Origin of the sequence: Hyella patelloides LEGE 07179 (genome assembly GCF_900659865.1) — a bacterium.
Classification (GTDB): Bacteria; Cyanobacteriota; Cyanobacteriia; order Cyanobacteriales; family Xenococcaceae; genus Hyella; species Hyella patelloides.
Map to the genome: position 1 here is coordinate 1 of NZ_LR213806.1, position 21,596 is coordinate 21,596.

The 21,596-nt window shown below is 35.9% G+C and carries 21 protein-coding genes; 12 read left to right on the plus strand and 9 right to left on the minus strand.

Features of this window, described 5'->3' with window-relative positions; all coding sequences use genetic code 11:
* Nucleotides 1-452: 452 nt before the first annotated feature.
* From rfbD to petJ, 4 genes are all read right to left on the minus strand, one after another.
* A complete protein-coding gene (gene rfbD / locus H1P_RS08715; protein WP_144866286.1) occupies nt 453-1,334 on the minus strand; it encodes a dTDP-4-dehydrorhamnose reductase in 882 nt (293 codons plus the stop codon).
* 10 nt (nt 1,335-1,344) lie between these two features.
* Entirely contained in the window at nt 1,345-1,890 is a 546-nt protein-coding gene (gene rfbC / locus H1P_RS08720; protein ID WP_144866288.1) for a dTDP-4-dehydrorhamnose 3,5-epimerase, read from the minus strand.
* Nucleotides 1,891-2,034: 144 nt separating this feature from the next.
* Entirely contained in the window at nt 2,035-2,181 is a 147-nt protein-coding gene (locus H1P_RS35920) for a hypothetical protein (RefSeq protein WP_186375895.1), read from the minus strand.
* Nucleotides 2,182-2,473: 292 nt separating this feature from the next.
* Entirely contained in the window at nt 2,474-2,809 is a 336-nt protein-coding gene (petJ, locus tag H1P_RS08725) for a cytochrome c6 PetJ (protein WP_144866290.1), read from the minus strand.
* 257 nt (nt 2,810-3,066) lie between these two features.
* Here petJ and petE point away from each other — a divergent pair, with 257 nt between their 5' ends.
* Together petE and H1P_RS08735 are read left to right on the plus strand one after the other, a co-directional pair.
* Nucleotides 3,067-3,426, plus strand: a complete 360-nt coding sequence (petE, locus tag H1P_RS08730) for a plastocyanin (protein WP_144866293.1) — start codon at nt 3,067-3,069, stop codon at nt 3,424-3,426.
* A gap of 191 nt (nt 3,427-3,617) precedes the next feature.
* Complete coding sequence (locus H1P_RS08735; protein ID WP_144866295.1) at nt 3,618-4,598, plus strand: ABC transporter ATP-binding protein; 981 nt, start codon at nt 3,618-3,620, stop codon at nt 4,596-4,598.
* A gap of 271 nt (nt 4,599-4,869) precedes the next feature.
* Here H1P_RS08735 and H1P_RS08740 read toward each other — a convergent pair whose 3' ends face one another.
* Entirely contained in the window at nt 4,870-5,238 is a 369-nt protein-coding gene (locus tag H1P_RS08740; RefSeq protein ID WP_144866297.1) for a DUF1815 family protein, read from the minus strand.
* Nucleotides 5,239-5,683: 445 nt separating this feature from the next.
* Here H1P_RS08740 and hpnH point away from each other — a divergent pair, with 445 nt between their 5' ends.
* From hpnH to crtB, 3 genes are all read left to right on the plus strand, one after another.
* Nucleotides 5,684-6,697: an adenosyl-hopene transferase HpnH gene (gene hpnH, locus H1P_RS08745; protein ID WP_144866299.1), complete on the plus strand. Its 1,014-nt coding sequence runs from the start codon at nt 5,684-5,686 to the stop codon at nt 6,695-6,697.
* A gap of 399 nt (nt 6,698-7,096) precedes the next feature.
* Nucleotides 7,097-8,509 (plus strand): 15-cis-phytoene desaturase, encoded by a 1,413-nt coding sequence (pds, locus tag H1P_RS08750; RefSeq protein WP_144866301.1) that lies wholly within the window; start codon nt 7,097-7,099, stop codon nt 8,507-8,509.
* Nucleotides 8,510-8,673: 164 nt separating this feature from the next.
* Entirely contained in the window at nt 8,674-9,603 is a 930-nt protein-coding gene (gene crtB / locus H1P_RS08755) for a 15-cis-phytoene synthase CrtB (RefSeq protein ID WP_144866303.1), read from the plus strand.
* A 22-nt stretch (nt 9,604-9,625) separates the two neighbouring features.
* On the opposite strand, the gene H1P_RS08760 is transcribed toward crtB, so the two are convergent.
* Nucleotides 9,626-10,486 (minus strand): response regulator, encoded by an 861-nt coding sequence (locus H1P_RS08760; RefSeq protein ID WP_144866305.1) that lies wholly within the window; start codon nt 10,484-10,486, stop codon nt 9,626-9,628.
* A 334-nt stretch (nt 10,487-10,820) separates the two neighbouring features.
* Between H1P_RS08760 and rbfA the strand changes: the two genes are divergently transcribed.
* Nucleotides 10,821-11,189: a 30S ribosome-binding factor RbfA gene (rbfA, locus tag H1P_RS08765; protein WP_144866307.1), complete on the plus strand. Its 369-nt coding sequence runs from the start codon at nt 10,821-10,823 to the stop codon at nt 11,187-11,189.
* A gap of 283 nt (nt 11,190-11,472) precedes the next feature.
* On the opposite strand, the gene H1P_RS08770 is transcribed toward rbfA, so the two are convergent.
* The 3 genes from H1P_RS08770 to H1P_RS08780 form a co-directional block, all read right to left on the minus strand.
* Nucleotides 11,473-12,072 (minus strand): ATP-dependent Clp protease proteolytic subunit, encoded by a 600-nt coding sequence (locus tag H1P_RS08770; RefSeq protein ID WP_144866309.1) that lies wholly within the window; start codon nt 12,070-12,072, stop codon nt 11,473-11,475.
* 25 nt (nt 12,073-12,097) lie between these two features.
* Complete coding sequence (locus tag H1P_RS08775) at nt 12,098-12,784, minus strand: ATP-dependent Clp protease proteolytic subunit (RefSeq protein WP_144866311.1); 687 nt, start codon at nt 12,782-12,784, stop codon at nt 12,098-12,100.
* 135 nt (nt 12,785-12,919) lie between these two features.
* Nucleotides 12,920-14,551, minus strand: coding sequence for a glycosyltransferase family 39 protein (locus H1P_RS08780; protein ID WP_144866313.1), 1,632 nt, complete (start codon nt 14,549-14,551; stop codon nt 12,920-12,922).
* A 349-nt stretch (nt 14,552-14,900) separates the two neighbouring features.
* Here H1P_RS08780 and mgsA point away from each other — a divergent pair, with 349 nt between their 5' ends.
* The 6 genes from mgsA (at nt 14,901) to urtE (ending at nt 21,500) form a co-directional block, all read left to right on the plus strand.
* Nucleotides 14,901-16,169, plus strand: a complete 1,269-nt coding sequence (gene mgsA / locus H1P_RS08785; protein ID WP_144866315.1) for a methylglyoxal synthase — start codon at nt 14,901-14,903, stop codon at nt 16,167-16,169.
* A gap of 398 nt (nt 16,170-16,567) precedes the next feature.
* Nucleotides 16,568-17,320 carry a fibro-slime domain-containing protein gene (locus H1P_RS08790; RefSeq protein ID WP_144866317.1) on the plus strand — a complete coding sequence of 251 codons (753 nt, stop codon included), beginning with the start codon at nt 16,568-16,570 and terminating at the stop codon, nt 17,318-17,320.
* A gap of 230 nt (nt 17,321-17,550) precedes the next feature.
* On the plus strand, nt 17,551-18,513 hold the full coding sequence (locus H1P_RS08795; RefSeq protein ID WP_144866319.1) for an AAA family ATPase: 963 nt from the start codon (nt 17,551-17,553) through the stop codon (nt 18,511-18,513).
* A 235-nt stretch (nt 18,514-18,748) separates the two neighbouring features.
* Entirely contained in the window at nt 18,749-19,924 is a 1,176-nt protein-coding gene (urtC, locus tag H1P_RS08800) for an urea ABC transporter permease subunit UrtC (protein WP_144866321.1), read from the plus strand.
* Nucleotides 19,917-20,666 (plus strand): urea ABC transporter ATP-binding protein UrtD, encoded by a 750-nt coding sequence (gene urtD / locus H1P_RS08805; protein ID WP_144866323.1) that lies wholly within the window; start codon nt 19,917-19,919, stop codon nt 20,664-20,666. Before urtC ends, urtD begins: the two co-directional genes overlap by 8 nt.
* A gap of 132 nt (nt 20,667-20,798) precedes the next feature.
* Entirely contained in the window at nt 20,799-21,500 is a 702-nt protein-coding gene (gene urtE, locus H1P_RS08810) for an urea ABC transporter ATP-binding subunit UrtE (RefSeq protein ID WP_144866349.1), read from the plus strand.
* The last annotated feature ends 96 nt before the right edge of the window (nt 21,501-21,596 follow it).

Here is a 21,596-nt window from a genome sequence, read left to right on the forward strand (position 1 = left end):
CAGAACTTCCAAAAGGGTTGATACCCTGATTAAAATAGCGATGGATTTAATGAATCCCCAACATCTGCGTAACTGGTTTGCCCACTGCTGCTACTGTCCCTTATAAACCTGCAAACCGCTGTAAATGTTTGTGGGCGTATTTTGATTACAGGCTACACCAATACGCACATACATACTGTCATCTTCAGACAAAAGCTTCAAAAGGTCTATCGGTGTATGTACCGATTCTACCAATAGTCTACGAAATTTGATGGTCAATTGTGGTAAAAAATGAGGATTGGCAATTAAAAATAAACTTATATGCGGATTCCTTACGATTTCAAAAAGATAACTACATGATAATTTTTTAAATATATCTGGTAGAGTATCAGGATTGCTGGATACCATATAAAGCAATCTGAGATTTTGGCTGTTTACCATCAGTTTTCCCTAAATAAATAATGTTATTAGATTCAGATCATCGAATGTAATTCTACGAGCATCTTTTGCAGAGAGTCTTGCCAATAGGGAGGATAAACACCTACAGCTTTAGTATATTTACCTTTGGATAATACTGAATAATGAGGGCGTGCTGCGGGTGTAGGATATTCAGCCGTGGTAATTGGTAAAACTGTTTTGATTTTTAAAGGAAAACCTAACTGGGCTGCTTCTTCAAAAATTGCTAAAGCAAAATCATACCAGCTAGCCACCCCACTATTAGTAAAGTGATAGATTCCTGAAGCAATTTGATTATGGGGATTAACTAAATTAGCGATCGCATCAGCAATATCATAAGACCAAGTAGGCGAGCCTATTTGATCTGCTACTACTTTTAATTCTTCTCTAGATGCGCCGAGTCGTAGCATGGTTTTAACAAAGTTACCATGTCCTTTTGAGCCATAAACCCAAGCGGTGCGTAAAATAATATAGCGATCGCTATTTTGACTAATACCTTGTTCTCCCAGTAATTTGGATTGTCCGTAAATGCCTAAAGGATTAACCGCATCTTCTTCTAAATAAGGAGTATGATGTTTGCCATCAAAGACATAATCTGTGGATATATGTACCAAATTAGCAGCAATCTCTTGGGTAGCCTGAGCCATAATTTTAGGTGCTACGGCGTTAATTGCCATTGCCATTTCTGAATCGGTTTCTGCTTTATCTACGGCGGTATAAGCAGATGCATTAACTACGATATCTGGCGCGATTGAGGTAATAGCTGGTTTAATCTCATCAGACTGAGTTAGATCGAGTTGTTGACGAGTTAGGGTTACTAATTCGCCCAAAGGCTGAAGAGTTGTGAGTAATTCTTGTCCGACTTGTCCTGTACTGCCGATTAGCAAAATTTTTTTCATGTTCCTAAACTCAAGAAAATAACTCGGCTTTTTTTAAAGGTGGTGCAGATTGGTCTTTAGCTGATAATATAGGCTCTGCTTCAATTTGCCAATCAATTCCCAAATCGGGATCATTCCACAAGATAGACCTTTCATACTGAGGTGCATAGTAATCAGTGGTCTTATAAAGAAAATCTGCCGTCTCTGAAAGTACTACAAATCCATGAGCCAAACCTGGAGGAACCCAAAACTGTCTCTTATTTTCTGCACTTAAAAGACAACTTACCCATTGTCCAAAAGTAGGAGAACTTTTTCTAATATCTACCGCTACATCCAGAACTTCTCCAGCTACCACTCGAACTAATTTTCCTTGAGGCTGCTGTATCTGATAGTGTAGACCCCGTAAAACATTTTGGCTAGAACGAGAGTGATTATCTTGAACAAACTCAAGTGTAACACCAGTTTCGCTTCCAAACTTTTGGGCATTAAAACTCTCTAAAAAAAAACCGCGATCGTCGCCGTAAACTTGAGGTTCAATTATCAGAACATCTCTGATTTTCGTTGGGATTACTTTCATGAAATCTTTGCACCGATCGCTGATATTCCATTAAAGATTATTTTCTTCTAATAAGAGCCAATAATCTTTGATTGCACCAGGATAGCATAGGTGATTAATGTAAAAAGGTGGTGATTTTGAAGCTAAACCAATACTTTTTACCCTCTAAAATTTTCCACTCATCAAAAAGCTTACTGGCGCAGGAATCATTTCACCACGAAAATCCAATAACTGAACTATCACCAAATAAGCGATCGCGATCGCAATGGAAATAATTCCCGTAATAATCGCTATAATTTTACCTCGATCCATAACCAACAACCTCTTCGGTAACCTTTATCAAGTTTAGGCTTTTTTGGTTTAACTATGGGCAAAAAAATAACTCTCAATCTTCATAGTTGTTAGATCGAGAGTTAATAGTACTAACTGGAAAAATGATTGCTACATATCAATTTCCGCACCTTTGCTTTAATCATCCTTGTAGCCAACTTAAATCCAGATGATATTACGATGAACACCGAGAACTGGTGACTGTTTTGTTGCGCGATCGCGCTAGAACTTAAAACTCATTTCTTGTCCCATCACCGATCGTTAGAATAACTATCTACCAGCCACTATCAGCCTGGGAAAGTACATAGGTAGCCACGTCTTCAATTTGTGCCTCACTTAATTTACTACCAAAAGCGGGCATGGCATTCTTTCCGTTGGTAACTTGATACTTAATCGCATCTAAAGAATACATATCGTACTGCTTTAAAGCATCCTGTTTCAAAGTTTTAACAGCGTTAACTACATTATTTCCTCCCATGTGGCAAGCAGCACAGTTAGCACCAAATATCTTACCGCCATTAGCAGCATCACCAGCAAAAGCAGGGCTAGCAAAACTGAAGCTGACTACAGTGACGATGGCAAATGCTAGTGCCAATAATCTTTTAAACATGATTTCTCCTCTCAAAGTCAATTCATTAAATCGTTACCTGTCAATCGTCAGATGCTTTTCTTAGAACTGTCAAAAGACAAACTGTCGTATTTAAACTTTGACAGCTTGTCAAACTTTTGTAGTAGAATGAATAACTGAGCAATGTAGAAGTCACAGACTCCCTTAAACTCTGGGAGATAAACAACACGAGGTTGGTTGTAACCGTGTCTTCAATAACTTTAAGTAAAAAAAGATTACAATATTCAAACGCTATTCAAATGACAAAGAAACTAAGTTTATTATTATCTACTCTTTTGCTAGTGGTTGCTAGCTTTTTTGTAACCAGCAATCCTGCTATGGCAGAAACTTATGAAATTAAAATGGGTTCTGACAATGGAATGCTCAAGTTTGTACCCGAAACAATAACTGTTAAAGAAGGAGATACTGTGAAGTGGGTTAATAACAAAATGGCTCCTCACAATGCAGTATTTGAAAGCGATGCAGTGAAATCTCACAAAAACCTTGTATTCTCTCCTGGTGAATCTTACGAAACTACTTTTAAAGAATCTGGTGAATACAGCTACTACTGTGAACCCCATCGTGGCGCGGGTATGGTAGGTAAAATTATTGTCCAATAGAACTTATGATGCTTAGCTCGATCTAATCTGATTGCAGTTAACACAATTTTTCATTTCTCATATTAGAGGTTTGGCGATGCCAAACCTTTTTTTATCTCATGAAGATCGAAGTAACCAAACAGTCTGTTAATAAACGAGCGCACTTAGGGAACTATAAAGATTGTAATCACTTAAATAATTCTTAGCTAGTAATGTATTCTGTTGCTCATAACTCTTCTGAATCCACCAATTTTGATTCAACCCCAGTGGTACAGACTTGGAATTTGCGAAAAGTCTACCGTACTGGTTTTTGGATGAATCAAAAAGTTGAATCACTCAAAGACTGTTCTCTGACAGTGTACCAAGGAGAAACATTTGGTTTACTAGGTCCTAATGGTGCAGGAAAAACTACTCTGTTAAAAACTTTATTGGGTATTATTCGCCCTACTTCGGGAAAAGGAGTATTATTAGGTAAACCTATAGGCGATCGCTCTGTCAAACAAAGAATTGGCTACCTTCCAGAAAATGCCTATCTCTACGACTATCTGACTGCTTGGGAATTTTTGGAATTTACGGCTGGTTTATTTCAGATTCCGACTGCCAAACAACGTAAAAAAATTATCGAACTCTTAGATCTGGTAGGCTTGGCTAAATCTGCTGCACAAAAAAAGAAAATTAAGCAATACTCCAAAGGAATGCGCCAAAGGGTAGGAATGGCACAAGCCTTGATTAACGATCCCGATATTGTCTTTCTTGATGAACCCATGTCAGGACTCGATCCTATGGGACGTTATCGAATGCGAGAAATTGTCCTTTCTTTGAAAAGACAGGGTAAAACAATCTTTTTTAACTCCCATATTTTAGCTGATGTCGAACAAATATGCGATCGCATTGCCGTACTTGCTTTGGGAGATTTAATTTGTCAAGGTTCTCTTCGCGAACTGCTTGGTAATGGAGATGTCTATCAAGTAGTAGTTAGGGGGGGCGATTCTCAAAGTTTGAATCCTTGGATTAAAAACCTGGCTTGGGAACACGATCGTTGGTATGGAGAGCTTACAGGACAGCCAGATCGGTTTCTTGCTCACTTAAAAGAAATTGATGCTCACTTGATTGGAATGCATTTAGCTCGTCCTTCTTTGGAAGAATTCTTCATGCAACAACTTCGAGAGCGCAATATTGAGTTTAGCCGTTAATTTGGTAGCTATTGGCTATGAGATTCTCCATCGGAAAGGTTAATAGCTTTTCTGATGGATAGATATTCTGCGTTAAAAATCAGCAAACTTAAACTACTACATAGTCTTGAGTTTATTTTTCACTAAACTCAAAAAACTAGATCGAGCAAAATTGCTTTTGCTGAATTAAAGCACGATAAGCAGATATTTTATCTTCTCATCTACTAAGTTGAAATTAGCTAACAGAGACAAACACTAGGCGTTTATTCAATACTTTAAATCAGCAACTTTGTTAAATCTCTGACAAGACAGATTGAATCTTTTCTTTTTGATTACTGTCTACAGATTGACTGGGTTGTAGTTGATATTTGATTAAATCTGCCAACTCTTGTAGCTGATTAATCGCTTCTGCACCTTCTAGCTTCATCAATTCGCGGTCGTCTCTCATTTCTGTCCAGGTGATTCCGTAGTCGGAAACTAAAAAACGAATCAGATGATCGCCTCCTAAACTAACCATGAAAGAAGCACTATTTAGCTGATTGCCACAGGTGTAACAAGATGCCAAATAACCCTTATTTTCTAATGCGATCGCTAATGCTTGGAGATTCATTACCAAGTCACTGACAAATTGACGGTGTTGTTGTGCGAGTCTATTAAACACTATTTTCCTCCAAACACCAGTTTATATCTTAGCTGTTTTAAGATTTTTTTAATATTTGCATAATTGATGATCGAAATAAACATATCTAACTTTTTCCTATACTTCGTCAGAACTAAAACAAGTCATCCGCGCTCAGAAAGTGAAACAGCAATCATGAAGCCTATTCTATTTTAGACATTTTAAAGTTTCCAATAGATAATCTGCATCAAAGAGTTCTTGCTTTCTTTATTTCCATAATGTCTCAAAAAATTTTTTTTATTGTGATTTGTGATGCAAAAACTCGAAAAATTGTCAAGCAAAAGTAATACAAATATAAGAGTTGTTTACAATAAGCTTTCTGTATCTGATGCTCTTCAGACTTATTAATAACCCAGTGACCCAAATCTCACTAAAATACCTGTAAAGTACTCTCAATCGTTAAAAATAACTAGAGCAAGAGAACATAATGGCAGTTCAATTACAACAAGCTTTAACCGTAGGTAAGTATTTGGTTACCCAACGTTTGCTAGGGCGGAAAAAATTCCCTTTGGTATTGATGCTAGAGCCTCTATTTCGTTGTAACCTAGCCTGTTCGGGTTGCGGAAAAATACAGCATCCCCCAGAAATCTTAAAACAAAATCTCTCTCCCGAAGAGTGCTTCGCAGCAGTAGAAGAATGTGGCGCACCAGTAGTTTCTATTCCTGGGGGAGAGCCTTTACTACACCCTCAAATCAATGAAATTGTTCGAGGATTAGTAGAACGCAAAAAATTTGTTTACCTCTGCACCAACGGCTTGTTGCTAGAGAAAAGCTTAGATAAATTTCAACCTTCTCCTTACCTAACTTTTAGTGTTCATTTGGATGGCTTAAAAGAACAGCACGATCGATGTGTGGATAGAGAAGGGGTCTTTGATAAAGCGATCTCTGCCATTAAAGCTGCTAAAAGTAAGGGTTTTCGTGTTACTACCAATACAACTGTCTTCGCTGGAGCAGACCCTCAAGAAATGCCAGAATTTTTCGATTTCCTTGAAAGCCTCAACCTTGATGGAATGATGGTTTCTCCTGGTTACAGTTACGCCTGGGCTCCCGATCAAGAAAGCTTTTTACAAAGAGAGCAAACTAAAGCTTTATTTAGAGAAATTCTTTCTCCTTGGAAATCAGGTCAGAAAAAATGGAATTTTAACCATAATCCCCTATTCTTAGAATTTCTTATGGGAGAACAAGATTTTGACTGTACTCCTTGGGGAAGTCCTAGTTATAGCGTATTGGGCTGGCAGAAACCTTGTTATCTGTTGAATGAAGGCTATTACAAAAGTTATAAAGAACTAATTGAAAAAACCGATTGGGATAATTATGGCAAAGCTAGCGGAAATCCCAAATGTGCTGATTGCATGGTGCATTGTGGTTATGAGCCCACAGCAGCCACCGCAGCCCTAGAACCCAATAATATGGGTAAAGCTTTGAGTAGTTTGTTTGGGTAAACATCAAGGATGAGGGATGAAGGATAAATTATGAATGATGAAATGATGAACTAGGTTAATTGGTCATGGTTAATAACTGATTATTAACTATCTAAACGCCAATAATTGCATCGCTTATTCTAAACTTATCTAAAAAAACATCAAACCCTGTAGAGACGTGATATGTGAGGGGCTGTCTCTTGAATTCATTTCCAGAGTTTACTTGTCAAGAGATGGGGATAAGCCCCGTCGCGTCTCTCTGCAAACAATGTTTATTAACATTATCAGTTTTCCAATACATCAACAACGAACCACTAACAACCAACAAAATCCCAAAATTAAAAATTAAATCGCCATTTGTAACAAAATGCAAAGTATAATAACTAAATTAAGTAAACATTATTAGAGACAAGATATTAAATGCGAGTTGCGATCGCTGGAGCAGGTTTAGCTGGATTAGCTTGTGCTAAATACTTAGTAGATGCTGGACATACCCCAATAGTCCTCGAACGTCGTGATGTTTTAGGTGGCTTAGTAGCTGCTTGGAAAGATGAAGACGGTGACTGGTATGAAACAGGCTTACACGTCTTCTTTGGAGCTTATCCCAATATGCTCCAGTTATTTAAAGAATTGGGCATTGAAGACAGATTACAGTGGAAAGAACACACTTTAATCTTCAACCAACCAGAAAAGCCAGGAACTTATTCTCGCTTCGATGTTCCTGATATTCCCGCGCCCTTCAACGTCATAACTTCTATTTTGCGTAACAATGATATGTTGACGTGGGAGCAAAAAATTAAATTTGCCATAGGTTTATTTCCTGCTATTATCCGAGGACAGAAATATGTTGAAGATATGGATAAGTATTCTCTTCTAGAGTGGTTACGCAAGCAAGGTATTGACGATCGTGTCAACAGCGATATCTTTATTGCAGCTTCCAAGGCTTTGACTTTTATCGATCCTGATGATGTTTCAGCAACCGTTCCTTTAAAAGCTCTTAACAAATTTTTAAGAGAGAGGTACGGTTCAAAAGTAGCATTTTTAGATGGTTCACCCACGGAAAGATTATGTCAACCTTTGGTGGACTACATTACTGAAAGAGGTGGTGAAATAAGACTCAATGCACCTTTGAAAACAATCATCACCGATGATAGTGGTAAAGTGACAAGCTTTATCTTAAGAGGTTTGAATGGCGCACCAGATGAAGAGTTTAAAGCGGATGCTTACGTTTCTGCTATGTCTGTAGACCCTTTAAAAGCAATGCTTCCTCAACCTTGGCAGAACTTGGAATTTTTTCAAAAAATCAAAAAACTTGAAGGTGTGGAAGTAATTAATCTCCATCTATGGTTTGATCGCAAGCTAACTGACATCGATCAACTACTATTTTCTCGCTCATCTTTATTAAGCGTCTATGCTGATATGAGCAACACTTGTAAAGAATATGCTGACCCTAACAAATCAATGCTGGAATTAGTTTTAGCACCAGCAAAAGACTGGATTGGTAAACCTGATGAAGAAATTGTTGCTGCTACGATGGCAGAGTTAAAGAAACTTTTTCCTCAACACTTTACGGGAGAAAACACAGCACAACTTTTGAAATCAAAAGTAGTTAAAACTCCTCGATCTGTACAAAGAGCTTCCGCAGGTAGAGAAGGAGATAAACCAACTCAGAAAACACCTATTAGTAATTTTTATCTTGCAGGTAGCTACACTAGACAGGAATATTTGGGAAGTATGGAGGGTGCAGTACTATCTGGAAAGCTAGCTGCTCAAGCAATTGCTCAAGACTTTCCTGCTACCAAACAAGAGCCAAAAGAAGCAGTTGCTATCTAACAATTAAATACTCTCTTATGCAAACTTGCCCCCAGGATGAGAGAATATTAACCGATGGTTAGAGATTATTTCGCCTTAAAACCACGAAACAGTCTTTAACTAAACTCAAAAAAGCAAATATTTTAGTTTGCCCTTAAATCCACAGTATTTTTGCTTGCTGGTAAATGCTGCAAATATCTAGAACAAAACCGAAATCGAACTTGATACCTGTTACCGAGGCTTATAACTACTGTCGTACTATTACGGCGGAATACGCCAAAACCTTTTATCTTGGTACTTTATTGATGCCAAAAGAAAAGCGTAAAGCTATCTGGGCTATTTACGCCTGGTGTCGTAATACCGACGAATTAGTAGATGGTGCAAAAGCACAATACACCACAGAAGATACTTTAGCAGAATGGGAGCGACAGCTAGAGTCAACTTTCGCAGGTTTACCTTCAGAAGATGCAGATGTAGCTTTAGCAGATACAGTCAAGCGTTATCCGATGGACATTCAGCCCTTTCGAGATATGATTGCAGGGCAACAAATGGACTTATATCGTAACCGCTATCAAACCTTTGAAGAATTAAAACTCTATTGTTATCGGGTAGCAGGGACAGTAGGTTTAATGTCTAATGCGGTATTAGGTATCAATCAAGGTAATAGTGGTGTACCGTGGGAAAAAAATACTCAACCTTATAATCCTGAGAAAGAAGCCGTAGCTCTGGGAATTGCTATGCAGTTGACCAATATTCTGCGGGATGTGGGAGAAGATGCTACGAGAGGAAGAATTTATCTACCTTTAGATGATTTAGCAGCTTTTGACTACACAGAGAAAGACTTATTAGCTGGAGTTAATGATGATCGCTGGAAGGCAATTATGCGCTTTCAGATTAAGCGAGCCAGAGCCTATTACCAACAAGCAGAAAAAGGCATCAGCTATTTAATTCGTGATTCCCATTTACCAGTATGGACATCTTTGATGTTATATCAAGGTATTCTAGATGCTATTGAACATAATAATTACGATGTGTTTAATAAACGAGCCTTTGTGAAAAAACCTATTAAAATAGCTTCTTTGCCTATTGCTTGGTTAAGAGCGCAAGTCTTATAGAAAAAGGCGAATTTAATCAATATTAAAAATTGAATAAGCTATCGAGGAAAATTGGAATAAAAGCAATTAGAAGAAAGGTTGTGAAAATAACGCAGTATCGCAAAATAACAATTTCTTTTTTCAATTTATTTAAAGATAAGTGGTATTGGTTTTCTATTAAATTAATACTTTGAGCAAGTTTTGCATAGCGTTTGTGCCAAATCTCTGGAGTGAATTTATCTTGTTTTTGCTGATTGGCAAAATCTCTTAAACCACTTTTAATTTGTTCAGATACTTGGTTTTGAAAATTATGTAATCCTTGTCCAAATTCAAATTTGAGACTATTGATTTCTAAATTAAGTTCATCGAAAAGTTGATGACGAATCTGTTTACTCTGAAGCAGAATTTCTTCTTTTAATTGAGCAAAATTTTGATTATGATTATTTTCTATAATAGACAATTTACTAGATGTTTTTTCCTCATAGCTAATTAAATCGGAAATCAGATTCTCAAATAGTCCTGGTCCAAGTTGAAAATAACCTCGCTGCACATGATTAATAGTATCTACTATTTCATATTCTGTAGAAGTATCTTTTAAAAGGTATCCTCTTGCTCCAGATTTTACAGCCTTGTCTATACTAGATCTATCTTCATTACTACTCAAAACAATAACTTTTATATTGGAAAATTTTTGGCATATTCTTTGTGTGAGTTCAAAGCCATTCATTTCTGGCATATCTAAATCAACAATTGCTATATCAACTGCGACTTGATTAATTAACTCTAAAGCTTTAAATCCATTTTCTGCTTCTCCAACTATGAGAAAATTTGATTCAGTTCTTAAGATGGTATTTATGGCTTTTCGCGTAAAATTCTGATCGTCTACAATAATAATACGAATCATGAATAACTTCTTATTTTTATTTAATATTTTTTTAGATAATTATCCTTTATTTCAAGTAAATATTGGATAATTGTGGTAATTTATTTTAATAAATTTATTGTTGTATCTACTATTTTATAGGGATAGTTTTTGCTATACATTTTCGATAAAAAATAGCTAAAAAAGCCGATTAATATACACTTTTTTCACATTAGCGATCGCTTTTTGGAAATTGAACTTAATTATTCTTTCAAGAGATTTTGTCTGACCCGTAACTTTGAAAAAATGGAATGAGGATTTTTACTCGATAAATAGTTACAATTATGACTGGCAGCACTAGGAAGAAAGAAAGATCATGGCTAATAGTCGTCGAGTTTCTCGCGTATCTTCACTAATCAAGCGAGAAGTCAGTCAAATGTTACTCAACGGAATTAAAGATGACCGTGTTGGGGCAGGAATGGTTAGTATTACAGATATTGATTTGTCTGGAGACTTGCAGCACGCCACAATCTTTGTCAGTATTTACGGTACAGAAGAAGCCAAAGAAGAGACAATGGAGGGTTTAAAAGCTTCAGAAGGCTTTGTCAGAAAAGAATTAGGACATCGTATTCGTTTGCGTCGTAGCCCAGAAATAACCTTTTTAGAAGATAGTTCTTTAGAAAGAGGGGACAAGATGGTGCATCTACTCAATCAAATCAGTCAAGAACGGGAAAGTAAGGGATAATTAAAACTTTGTTCTTATTTTTAGGGCTTACACAGTGAAATGCTGAATCAAGGTTCAAGAGAATAGGGAAGAGTCTGTTTCTTGAGGAAGAGGCGGTTGCTTTTTAACCAAAAGCAATTATCAGTACCAAAATCAAAAATTATGCAAAACAAATGTAAAGCAGTTTACACAATGATTTATCAGAGCAAACAATTGTTTGCCCTGATAATGTAACTTGAGAAAGTGGCGTGATTTATGGAAAGAAGGCTTAGGTTTAATTGCCTATTGCTCTTTCCTCTTTAATCTATGGTTTATCTTCAATTACTTGATCGATTAAGCCATATTCTTTAGCTTCTTCGGCAGACATAAAATAATCACGGTCAGTATCTTTTTGAAGTTTTTCAATTGGCTGTCCAGTGTTATCTGCCATCATTTGATTGAGTTGGTCGCGGATACGTAGGATTTCTTTGGCTTCAATTTCGATATCTGTCGCCTGTCTGCGTCCTTGAATTCCCCCTAAAGGTTGGTGGATCATGATCCGAGAATGAGGTAGTGCAAGGCGTTTACCTTTTGTTCCACCAGCGAGTAGGAATGCGCCCATAGAAGCTGCTAAACCAACACAGATAGTTACAACAGGAGACTTGATATGTCTTATGGTGTCATAAATTGCTAAACCAGCAGTCACAGAGCCACCAGGAGAGTTGATATAAAGATATATTGGCTTGCTGGAATCTTCAGAATCTAGGTAGAGCATGATGGCAATGATTTGGTTAGCGATACCATCATTAACTCCTCTACCAAGGAAAATAATGCGTTCACGATACAGGCGGTCATAAATACTAATCCAGTCACTATAAGATTGACCGGGCATTTGATACGGAACTTTAGGAATACCAATGGGCATGAGTTGTAATACCTTCAAATATAAACTAGGAAAGGGCAGGGACAGGAGTGGGCAAATCTTTAGTGCTTTCTAAAACTTTATCGATCAAGCCATATTCTTTGGCATCTTCAGGAGTCATATAGAGCATCCTGTCAGTATCTTTGCTGAGTTTTTCCTCTGTTTGACCAGTATTTTTGGCGAAAATTTCCAGTACTGCTTTTTTATTTTCGAGAACTTCTTTAGCTCGAATTTGAATATCTGTAGCCTGACCTCTCGCACCCTGGCGAGCCTGATGCAGAATGATAGTTGCATGGGGTAGACTAGCACGGAAACCTTTTGCGCCCGCAGATAGAATCATAGCTGCTGTACCCATTGCCTGACCAATGCAGATAGTATGTACTGGAGGCTTAATGTAGCTCATTGTGTCACAAATGGCAAAAGCTTCGGTTTCAAAACCGATAGAATCCCCTCCATACCAAGATGTACCAGTGGAGTTGATATACATATAAATGGGTTTTTCGGGGTCGTCAAACTGTAAAAACAGCAATTGAGCAATAATTAATTCGGTAACATCAACCCCTATTTGATCTTTGTACTCATCAGGAGAGACTAAAGGTAGCCCAAGATAGATAATACGTTCTTTGAGTAGTAATGAAGGTAAATCTGGAGGCGGAGTGCGATAAGAAGCATCTCCTCTGTAGGGTGCTTGAACTGCTTGGATAGGTGAATTCATAGTTTAAATTAGCTATTGCGTTCCTCAATTTCTGGTTATTGTCTACTCTCAAATAAGCTCAAATAACCAAAACAACGGTTAAATACCGAATAAGTAACCTGGTACTGTAGATTTTAACGCATTCGCGATGAAGAGTTAGTTTTGATTTGGTTCTAACCTGAAGAACATTTGATCGGAATAATTATGGTATGAATCTTTTTTATCAAAGAGAGGCACGAGGCGATATCCATAGTTTTTTATCAGATGATTTTTGAGAGATTCTGAGGGATCATACAAAAAGACATCACTGTAAATACCAGATATTGTGAATTTTTGCCATCGCTCATCTGCGGTGGGTTCAAACAAAAACATAAATTTAGCTGTGTCTCTTAAGTAATGGCTCACTGAAAAGGGTCTAATAAATTCGTCATCAGTTAAAACATCACTAATGATCAAGGGTCGTTTTGATTCGTTAACAATATTAGCTAATCTATGATGAATATTTTCTCTATCTTTAATCCACCAGACGTTAGTAGAAGTCATTAATGAGCAAGAAGCTATAGAAATAGAAAGCAGTATAGCAGTTATATTAAGCCACAAAGCAGGATTTCTGCCTAAAAGTTTGTTGCTTAAAGTATAGGAGCAGATGATTTGAATACCAAGAAGAGAAGGTATTAGATAATTAGCTCTTAATGTCATTTGTCCCCCTTGACCAAAATCACGCAGTAAAAGTATTAAAAAGGGAATAAAGATTAAACTAAATAAGAAAAAATAAGCTTTTTTATGACCGTTTTTTGCTAAATACAACAATGAATAGCTAATCAATAATAAAAGTAATACTAAATAAAGCAGAAATGGAATTAAAAATTCTAAATCACTACTTGCATTAATATTAAAATCAGCAAAGGGTAAACTAAGGTTACGAATCCAAGCTTTGGGATATTCTATGATGCTGGATGCAGGGAGTGATGTATAGTTACTGGGAGGATTTTTAATTAAGATTATTATCCAAGGTAAAAATCCTACAATATTAAGTACTCCAGTAATACAAAAAGTAATAGTTACCTGATTAAGTCTAAATTTTCCTGAAACGAGAATATAAATAAAGTGAGCCAGATAGGTTAACAACGAAAAGAGAAAAGTATAGCAACTGATAATCATTGAGTAAGAATAAATCAACCAACCATAAATGGAGGGTTTTTTTTGTACTTTTAAAAGTGCTACACAAGATACTAGGGTAGTTAACGTCCATAAACTGAATGGTCTGGCTTCTTGAGAATACAAAACATGAAAAGGAGAAACTGCCATAAAAGCAGTAGCCATCCAACTTGTTAATGGTTGATTGAATAACTCATAACAAAGTAAATACATCAAGGGCAAACAGAGAATTCCTGCTACAACTGATAAAGTGCGGATCGATCCGATCGACTTTCCAAATATTTGCGTCCAAAATCTGGCAGTTAAAAAATAAATTGGAGTATGTTGAGGTTCATCTTCAATTAATCCTTGAATAGTGCCTTGATAATTAGCTTTATCATTGGGATATTGATATTTCATAATGGTGCTAATATCAACTTCTTTTCCTGTTATTAGCTGCTCTTTGACATCACTTCTAGAATATCCAGAAATAGATAAAGAGGTGAAACTTTCGTCTAGCCAATATATTTTTTCCTCTAGATTATGGAAGCGAACGAAGATTCCTAAAGACACAATAAGTAAAGCCGTAGTGATAATTACATATTGTAACAACTGAGGTACAATAGCTTTACGATTACTATACGTTGTCATAAAAGTACTTTATTTAAACTTGATTTTATTTTGATTATAGTACATAAATTCTATAAAATTTACTTGTGTAATAAAAAAATAGCAAAAATTGATTTTTGAGTTTATTGATTGCTCTTTAATTAATTAGAATAGCATTTTTAAAGTAAGTAAGATAACAAATTGCTTTTTAAAGAAGAGATAAAGTAATATTAGTGTATATAAAAAAGACTAATAACCACCATACTGTATTCATTATAAAGTCAGTGTAAAATTATAAGTTTTTAATATGAATTTTCGATAAAGTAGTGATTGTTAAGATAGATCAAAATAGAAAATTGATTAATTGTTATTAATAGCTGTTTATAGAAACATGGCTTGTACTATTGCTCTGATTGCTCATGATCGCCAAAAAGATGAAATGGTTAGTTTTGTCAATCGTCATCTACCTGTTTTATCTCGTTATCGTTTAATTGCTACGGGAACTACAGGAAAAAGAATTCAGGCTGCTAGCGATCTCGAAATTAAAATTCTAGAGCCAGGAATGTTGGGAGGTGATGCTCAAATTGCTGCCGAAGTGGTAGCCAAAAATGTGGTGGCAGTAATTTTTTTAATCGATCCACTGTATGCTCAACCCCATGAGCCTGATATTGAGGCTTTACTAAGAGTTTGTAATTTACAAAATGTGCCTTTGGCTACTAATTTAGCTACGGCTGAAGCGATCGCCGAAAGTTTAGCTAATAGTGTAACGGCTCATTTGATTTTTAATCCCGTATCTGGACAGGGAAATGCAGAGCAAGATTTAAACTTAATTAGAGAGTTATTAGAGCCTCATTTACATTTAGAAGTACATCAAACTACCCCAGATATTAGCCCTGAAGAATTAGCTAAAAATGCGATCGCTTCGGCTGCAGACATGATTATTGTCTCTGGGGGTGATGGTACTGTATCGGCAGTTGCAGGGGCGGTAATGGAGACAAGCATTCCATTGGGTATTATTCCCAGAGGTACAGCAAATGCTTTTGCAATGGCATTGGGAATCACGCAACAAATTAACCCCATTAGAAGAGCTTGTGAAATTATTTTGGCAGGAAAAACTAGAGTGGTTGATGCTGCTCGTTGTAATGGCTCTCCATTGATTTTATTGGCGGGTATTGGCTTTGAAGCAGAAACTGTAGCCAGAGCAGATCGAGAGGCAAAAAATCGTTGGGGTTCTCTGGCTTATATCATGGCAGGTTGGCAACAGTTAGATCAACAGATACTCTTTGATGCGGAAATTGAAATCGATCGTAGCACCCAGAAATTTCAAGCAGGAGCGATTACAGTAGCCAATGCTGCACCTTTAACCTCTATCTTGGCTCAAGGGACGGGTAAAGTAGTAGCTGATGATGGTTTATTGGATGTTACCATCGCTACGGCAGAAACGAAGCTACAAGCAGTAGTAACTCTTTTAGGTATGTTGGAGTCTGCTCTAATAAAAACCAATAACGAAATCAATAATGTGGTTCATTTACAAACCAAAAAACTGAAAATTTCCGCTAATCCACCTCAAAAAGTAGTTTTAGATGGCGAAATTATTGGTACGACTCCTTTAGAAATTGAATCTGTTCCCCAAGCTTTGACTGTATTTGTTCTCGAATAAATCATGAGAAAGTAGTAAGTGAAGAGTCTATCTATTTCTCAGTAAGTAATATCACTTTATTCAACATGAAACGAGCAAGCTAGGGTTTACGAATGTTTTGAATATACAGTAGCTTAAGAAACGCTTTATATAATTTTTGCTTGATACCCAATTTCTAATTCTCAATCACTAATTATCAAACCTAAATTATCCGAAACATTAACTAAAAAATCCCCTAAGTTCATATTATCGAGCAAAAAAATTAGTATTTTAACGTAATCAATCGATTATTGTTTTGAGAAAATGTCAAGAATTTTATCTGTAATATAGTAAATTTCAACGATGAAAATAGATGAAATTATTAGTAATATTGATTTACTTCAATATTTTTATGGCAAAACATCTAGATTTCAAAAAAAATGCTTTTAAAACATACAAACTCTTGGAAAGCGATCGCTTTTTTTACTATTACTTTTTTAGCAATACTCTTTACGGGTATTATTGGCAACGAAAAAGCTTATACTAACCCCGCACCCAGTTCAATTTATCTTTCAGGAATTCTGAGAGACTTTCAAGATACTCATCCTGATTTTGAAAGAACTCCAGGGGTAGATGGATTTGATTATGGCTTAGATCATAATATTACTCTGGATACTCTTAGTTCTGACAAAAAACCCCAATTTAAGGATGGTAGTTATTCTACAACAACTGAGGATAATTTCGATCAATGGTATCGCAATGTAGCAGGGGTTAATCAAAGTACTAATTATATTGTTGAGTTGGACGACTCAGATGGTGATGGTACTTATACTTATTACAATGCTTCCTTTTTTCCCTTGGACGGAGTGGCTGGTTTTGACGAGCAAGGACGTAGCCATAACTATCACTTTACTTACGAATTACATAGTGCTTTTACTTATCAAGGAGGAGAAACTTTTGAATTCCGAGGTGATGATGATGTGTGGGTTTATATCAACGGAAAAAAGGTAATCGATCTTGGAGGTGTTCATAGTGAGAAAGTACAATTGGTTAATTTAGATAGCATTGCTAGTCGTGTTGATATTACTCCTGGGAATAATTATAATTTCGATTTGTTTTTTGCAGAAAGGCATACTGTTCAATCTAATTTTAAAATTCAAACTACGATCGCATTTTCCCAAAATGCTGATTAGAAATAAGTTGAAAGACAATTTTTTTGTTTAAATGATGTGAGTGTAAATGTTTTACCTCTGCTTTCATTTTAACCAACTTAAGTATAATTAATTAGTTAAGGGTGACTTGTACAGTCACTCTTTTTTTATGCTAAAAATTATTTTTTTGTTAGCAAATAATATGTCAAAAAAGGGAATTATTAAATTAATAAGTGTTTTCTAATTTTATATAATATTTTTTCTAGAAACTAATGACAAATGCCAACCTAGCAACTAATCAATTATCTGGACAAGAAATTTATCAGAGAATTTATGACAATATTCAGCAGGTAATGAAAGGACAATCTACCGCTATGAGAAATTTATTAGCTGCTTTTGCTAGCGGAGGTCACGTCTTGTTAGAAGATTATCCTGGTACTGGTAAAACTACTTTAGCAAAGTCTTTAGCATTATCGATTGATGCCGATTTTAAGCGGATTCAATTTACTCCCGATTTACTTCCTTCAGATATTTTGGGGATTTCAATTTTCGATCAAAACGAGCGTAGTTTTCGTTTTCATGAGGGACCAATCTTTGCCAATATAGTATTAGTGGATGAGATTAATCGTGCTTCTCCTCGTACTCAATCTGCATTACTAGAGGCAATGGCAGAGTCTCAAGTTAGTATTGATGGTGAAATTAAAAAACTAAACGATCTTTTTTTTGTCATTGCTACACAGAACCCTATAGGTTCACATGGTACTTATCCTTTACCAGAGGCGCAAATGGATCGTTTTGCTCTTCAGTTTAGTTTGGGTTATGTTTCAGCAGAAGATGAGGTAGATATTCTATCTCAGCAGTTGCAAAAGCATCCCATAGATACTATCAAACCATGTATTTCTATCGGAGAAGCGATCGCTTTACGCCAACAGGTACAAAAAATCAGAATTAGTGAAGAAATGAAACGCTACGTAGTGGCTATTATTAATGCTACTCGTTCTGCATCAGGAGTACAACTAGGAGCTAGTCCCAGAGGTTCTTTAGCTTTAATGAAAGTAGCTCAAGCTTTGGCTTTATTTGATGGTTATGAGTTTGTCACTCCCGAACATATTCAAGAATTAGCGGTGGCGGTAATTGCTCATCGTTTAGTAATGGAACCCCAAGCAAGTTTTTCAGGAATTACCGCAGCAGGAGTAGTTTCAGAAATTGTTAATTCCACTGCTGTTCCTAATTAAGAAAGAAGTTATTAAGTCAAAAGTAGCAGGTTTTTTGAGTAATAAGTACTGGATATCAACGAACAACAAGCTACAAGCAAACGAACCAATAAATTAAGAAACCACATCAAATTATTAAAAACAATTAACAACTAACCACTAACAATGAACTACTTGTCTAAGAAGTGTATTATCAGTCACTTTATGTAAACTGAATGTGGTTTAATGACGGATTAGTAATTATTAATCGTCAGTTATGGATTTCAATCAAGCGATCGCCACAAAAACTAAAAAACAAAAGAAACGAAAAAGAATTATTGAAATTAGTATTGTTGTTGGTTTAATTATTATTTTTGTTATTATTTTACCTAGTGTTTTACCAGCTTTTAGATTACGTCTTTTGGGGCGTTTTCTTTCCTTAGCTATTGTAGCTTTGGGTATTGATTTAATATGGGGCTACACGGGGTTATTAAGTTTAGGTCATGGTATATTTTTTGCCTTGGGTGGTTATGCTTTAGCAATGCATCTCAAGCTACAGTTACCCGATGGGCAATTACCAGAGTTTTTTACTTTATATGGGGTAAGAGAATTACCTTGGTTTTGGCAACCTTTTTATTCTTTTCCTTTTACAATACTGGCATTAATTATTATTCCTGGTATTGTAGCTGCACTACTGGGTTATTTAGTCTTTCGTAACCGCATTAAAGGAGTGTATTTTTCTATTATTACCCAAGCTGCTTTACTGGTATTTTTTAACTTTTTTAACGGACAACAAAAACTTATTAACGGCACTAATGGATTAAAAACAGATACCGAAAAAATCTTTGATATTTTAGTGAGTTCTAGTAGCGTTCAAAGAACTGTTTATATTCTTACAATACTAGTATTAATCGTAATTTATTATCTTGGTCGCTGGTTAACCAGTGGTCGTTTTGGTCGCTTATTAATTGCAATTCGTGATGATGAAACTAGAGTCAGATTTTCTGGTTACGATCCTACGGGATATAAAGTATTAGTCTTTGCAATTTCAGGTGCGATCGCAGGTATTGCAGGAGCATTATATACAATTCAAACAGGAATTATTACCCCTAGTGTAATGAATGTTGCTTTCTCGATTGAAATGGTAATTTGGGTGGCTGTTGGGGGAAGGGCGACTTTAATTGGGGCAATTATTGGCACGCTTTTAGTTAGATTAGCTCAAACATTTTTAAGTGAGCGTTTTCCTGAAATCTGGTTATTTTTTCAAGGTTCTTTATTCTTAATTGTTGTTACTGTCTTACCTGATGGTATTGTTGGTTGGTGGCGTAATTATGCTTGGCAGAAATTACAACTACTATTAGGTTTACGTAGTCAAACTGTTACTTATCCCAGTTTAGAATCAGATTTTGAAGTCCAGCAAGAAAAACAAAAATTAAGCGTTAAAGATGAGTAATAAAATATTAGAAATTCAAGATTTAACAGTGAGTTTTGATGGTTTTAAGGCTCTTAATAATTTAAACTTTAGCATGAACTCTGGAGAATTAAGAGTAATTATTGGCCCTAACGGAGCAGGAAAAACTACATTTTTAGATGTTATTACAGGAAAAGTACAGCCCACTGTAGGTAGAGTACTATTTAATGGCAACAATCTTAAAAAAACTCCCGAATATAAAATAGCTCGTATGGGTATTGGACGTAAGTTTCAAACTCCTAGAGTATATCTTAATTTGACAGTAAGAGAAAATTTAAACTTAGTATGTAATCGTAATAAAAATGTTTTTTCTACTTTGTTTAAAAAGCCTCAATCTACAGAACAAAGAACAGTAGCAGGATTGCTAGAAACAATTGGTTTAGAAGCCAAAGCCAACGCACCAGCAACTTTACTGTCTCATGGAGAAAAACAACGCTTAGAAATTGGGATGCTAGTAGCACAATCCCCCGATTTATTATTAGTAGATGAACCTGCTGCTGGTTTAACCGATGAAGAGACAGAAAATGTCGGCAGTCTATTACTTGCTTTAGCAGAAAGTCACTCTATTATTGCCATTGAACACGATATGGAATTTGTCAGACAAATTGCTAACGATCGAGTAACAGTTTTACACGAAGGCTCAGTACTATGTGAAGGCACAATGGAAGAAGTACAAAACGATCCTAGAGTAGTCGAAGTTTATCTTGGAGAAGTGCCTGAGTAAAGGATAAATCATCCTGAATAAGTAATGAGTAATGAGTAATGAGTAATTATTGACTACTAATAGTTAATCTTGGAAAATTTATGATGAATAATAATGAGTAATTCACAACCAACTATTAATCAAACTGATTTAATGCTGAGGGTTTCTAATATCAATGTTTATTACGGAGAAAGTCATATTCTTAGAAATGTCGATCTAAGTATTCCTTCAGGGCAAATGGTATGCTTAATTGGAAGAAATGGTGTCGGAAAAACTACCTTTCTTAAAACTATTATGGGATTGTTGAAATCCCGTACAGGAGAAATATTTTTTCAAGATCGACCTATCTCTAAACTAACCCCAGATAAAAGAGCCAGAATGGGTATTGGTTACGTACCTCAAGGAAGAGAAATTATTCCTAGAGTATCAGTTAAAGATAACCTTCTTTTGGGCTTAGAAGCACAACCCAAAGGAAGAAAAGGAAATGAATCAATACCTGAAGAAATATTCGAGCTTTTCCCTGTTTTAAAAACTATGTTATCCCGCATGGGAGGAGATTTAAGTGGTGGACAGCAACAGCAATTAGCCATTGCAAGAGCCTTAATGGGTAAACCCCGTTTATTGGTTTTAGATGAACCCACCGAGGGTATTCAACCATCAATTATTATCGAAATAGAATCGGCGGTAAAACGTATTATTGAAGCTACAGGAATTTCTGTGTTATTAGTAGAGCAGCACTTACATTTTGTCCGTCAAGCTGATAAGTATTATGCGATGCAAAAGGGCGGTATTGTCGCTTCTGGAAGTACTGAAGAATTAACTCAAGAAGTTATTCAGCAATTTTTAGCTGTTTGAATAATAAATAGTAAATAGTATTTACACCTCTATTGTTTGATTAATGTGCGCTAGGCTTCGCTAACGCACAAAATCCATGAAGTAATGTTTTCTCGG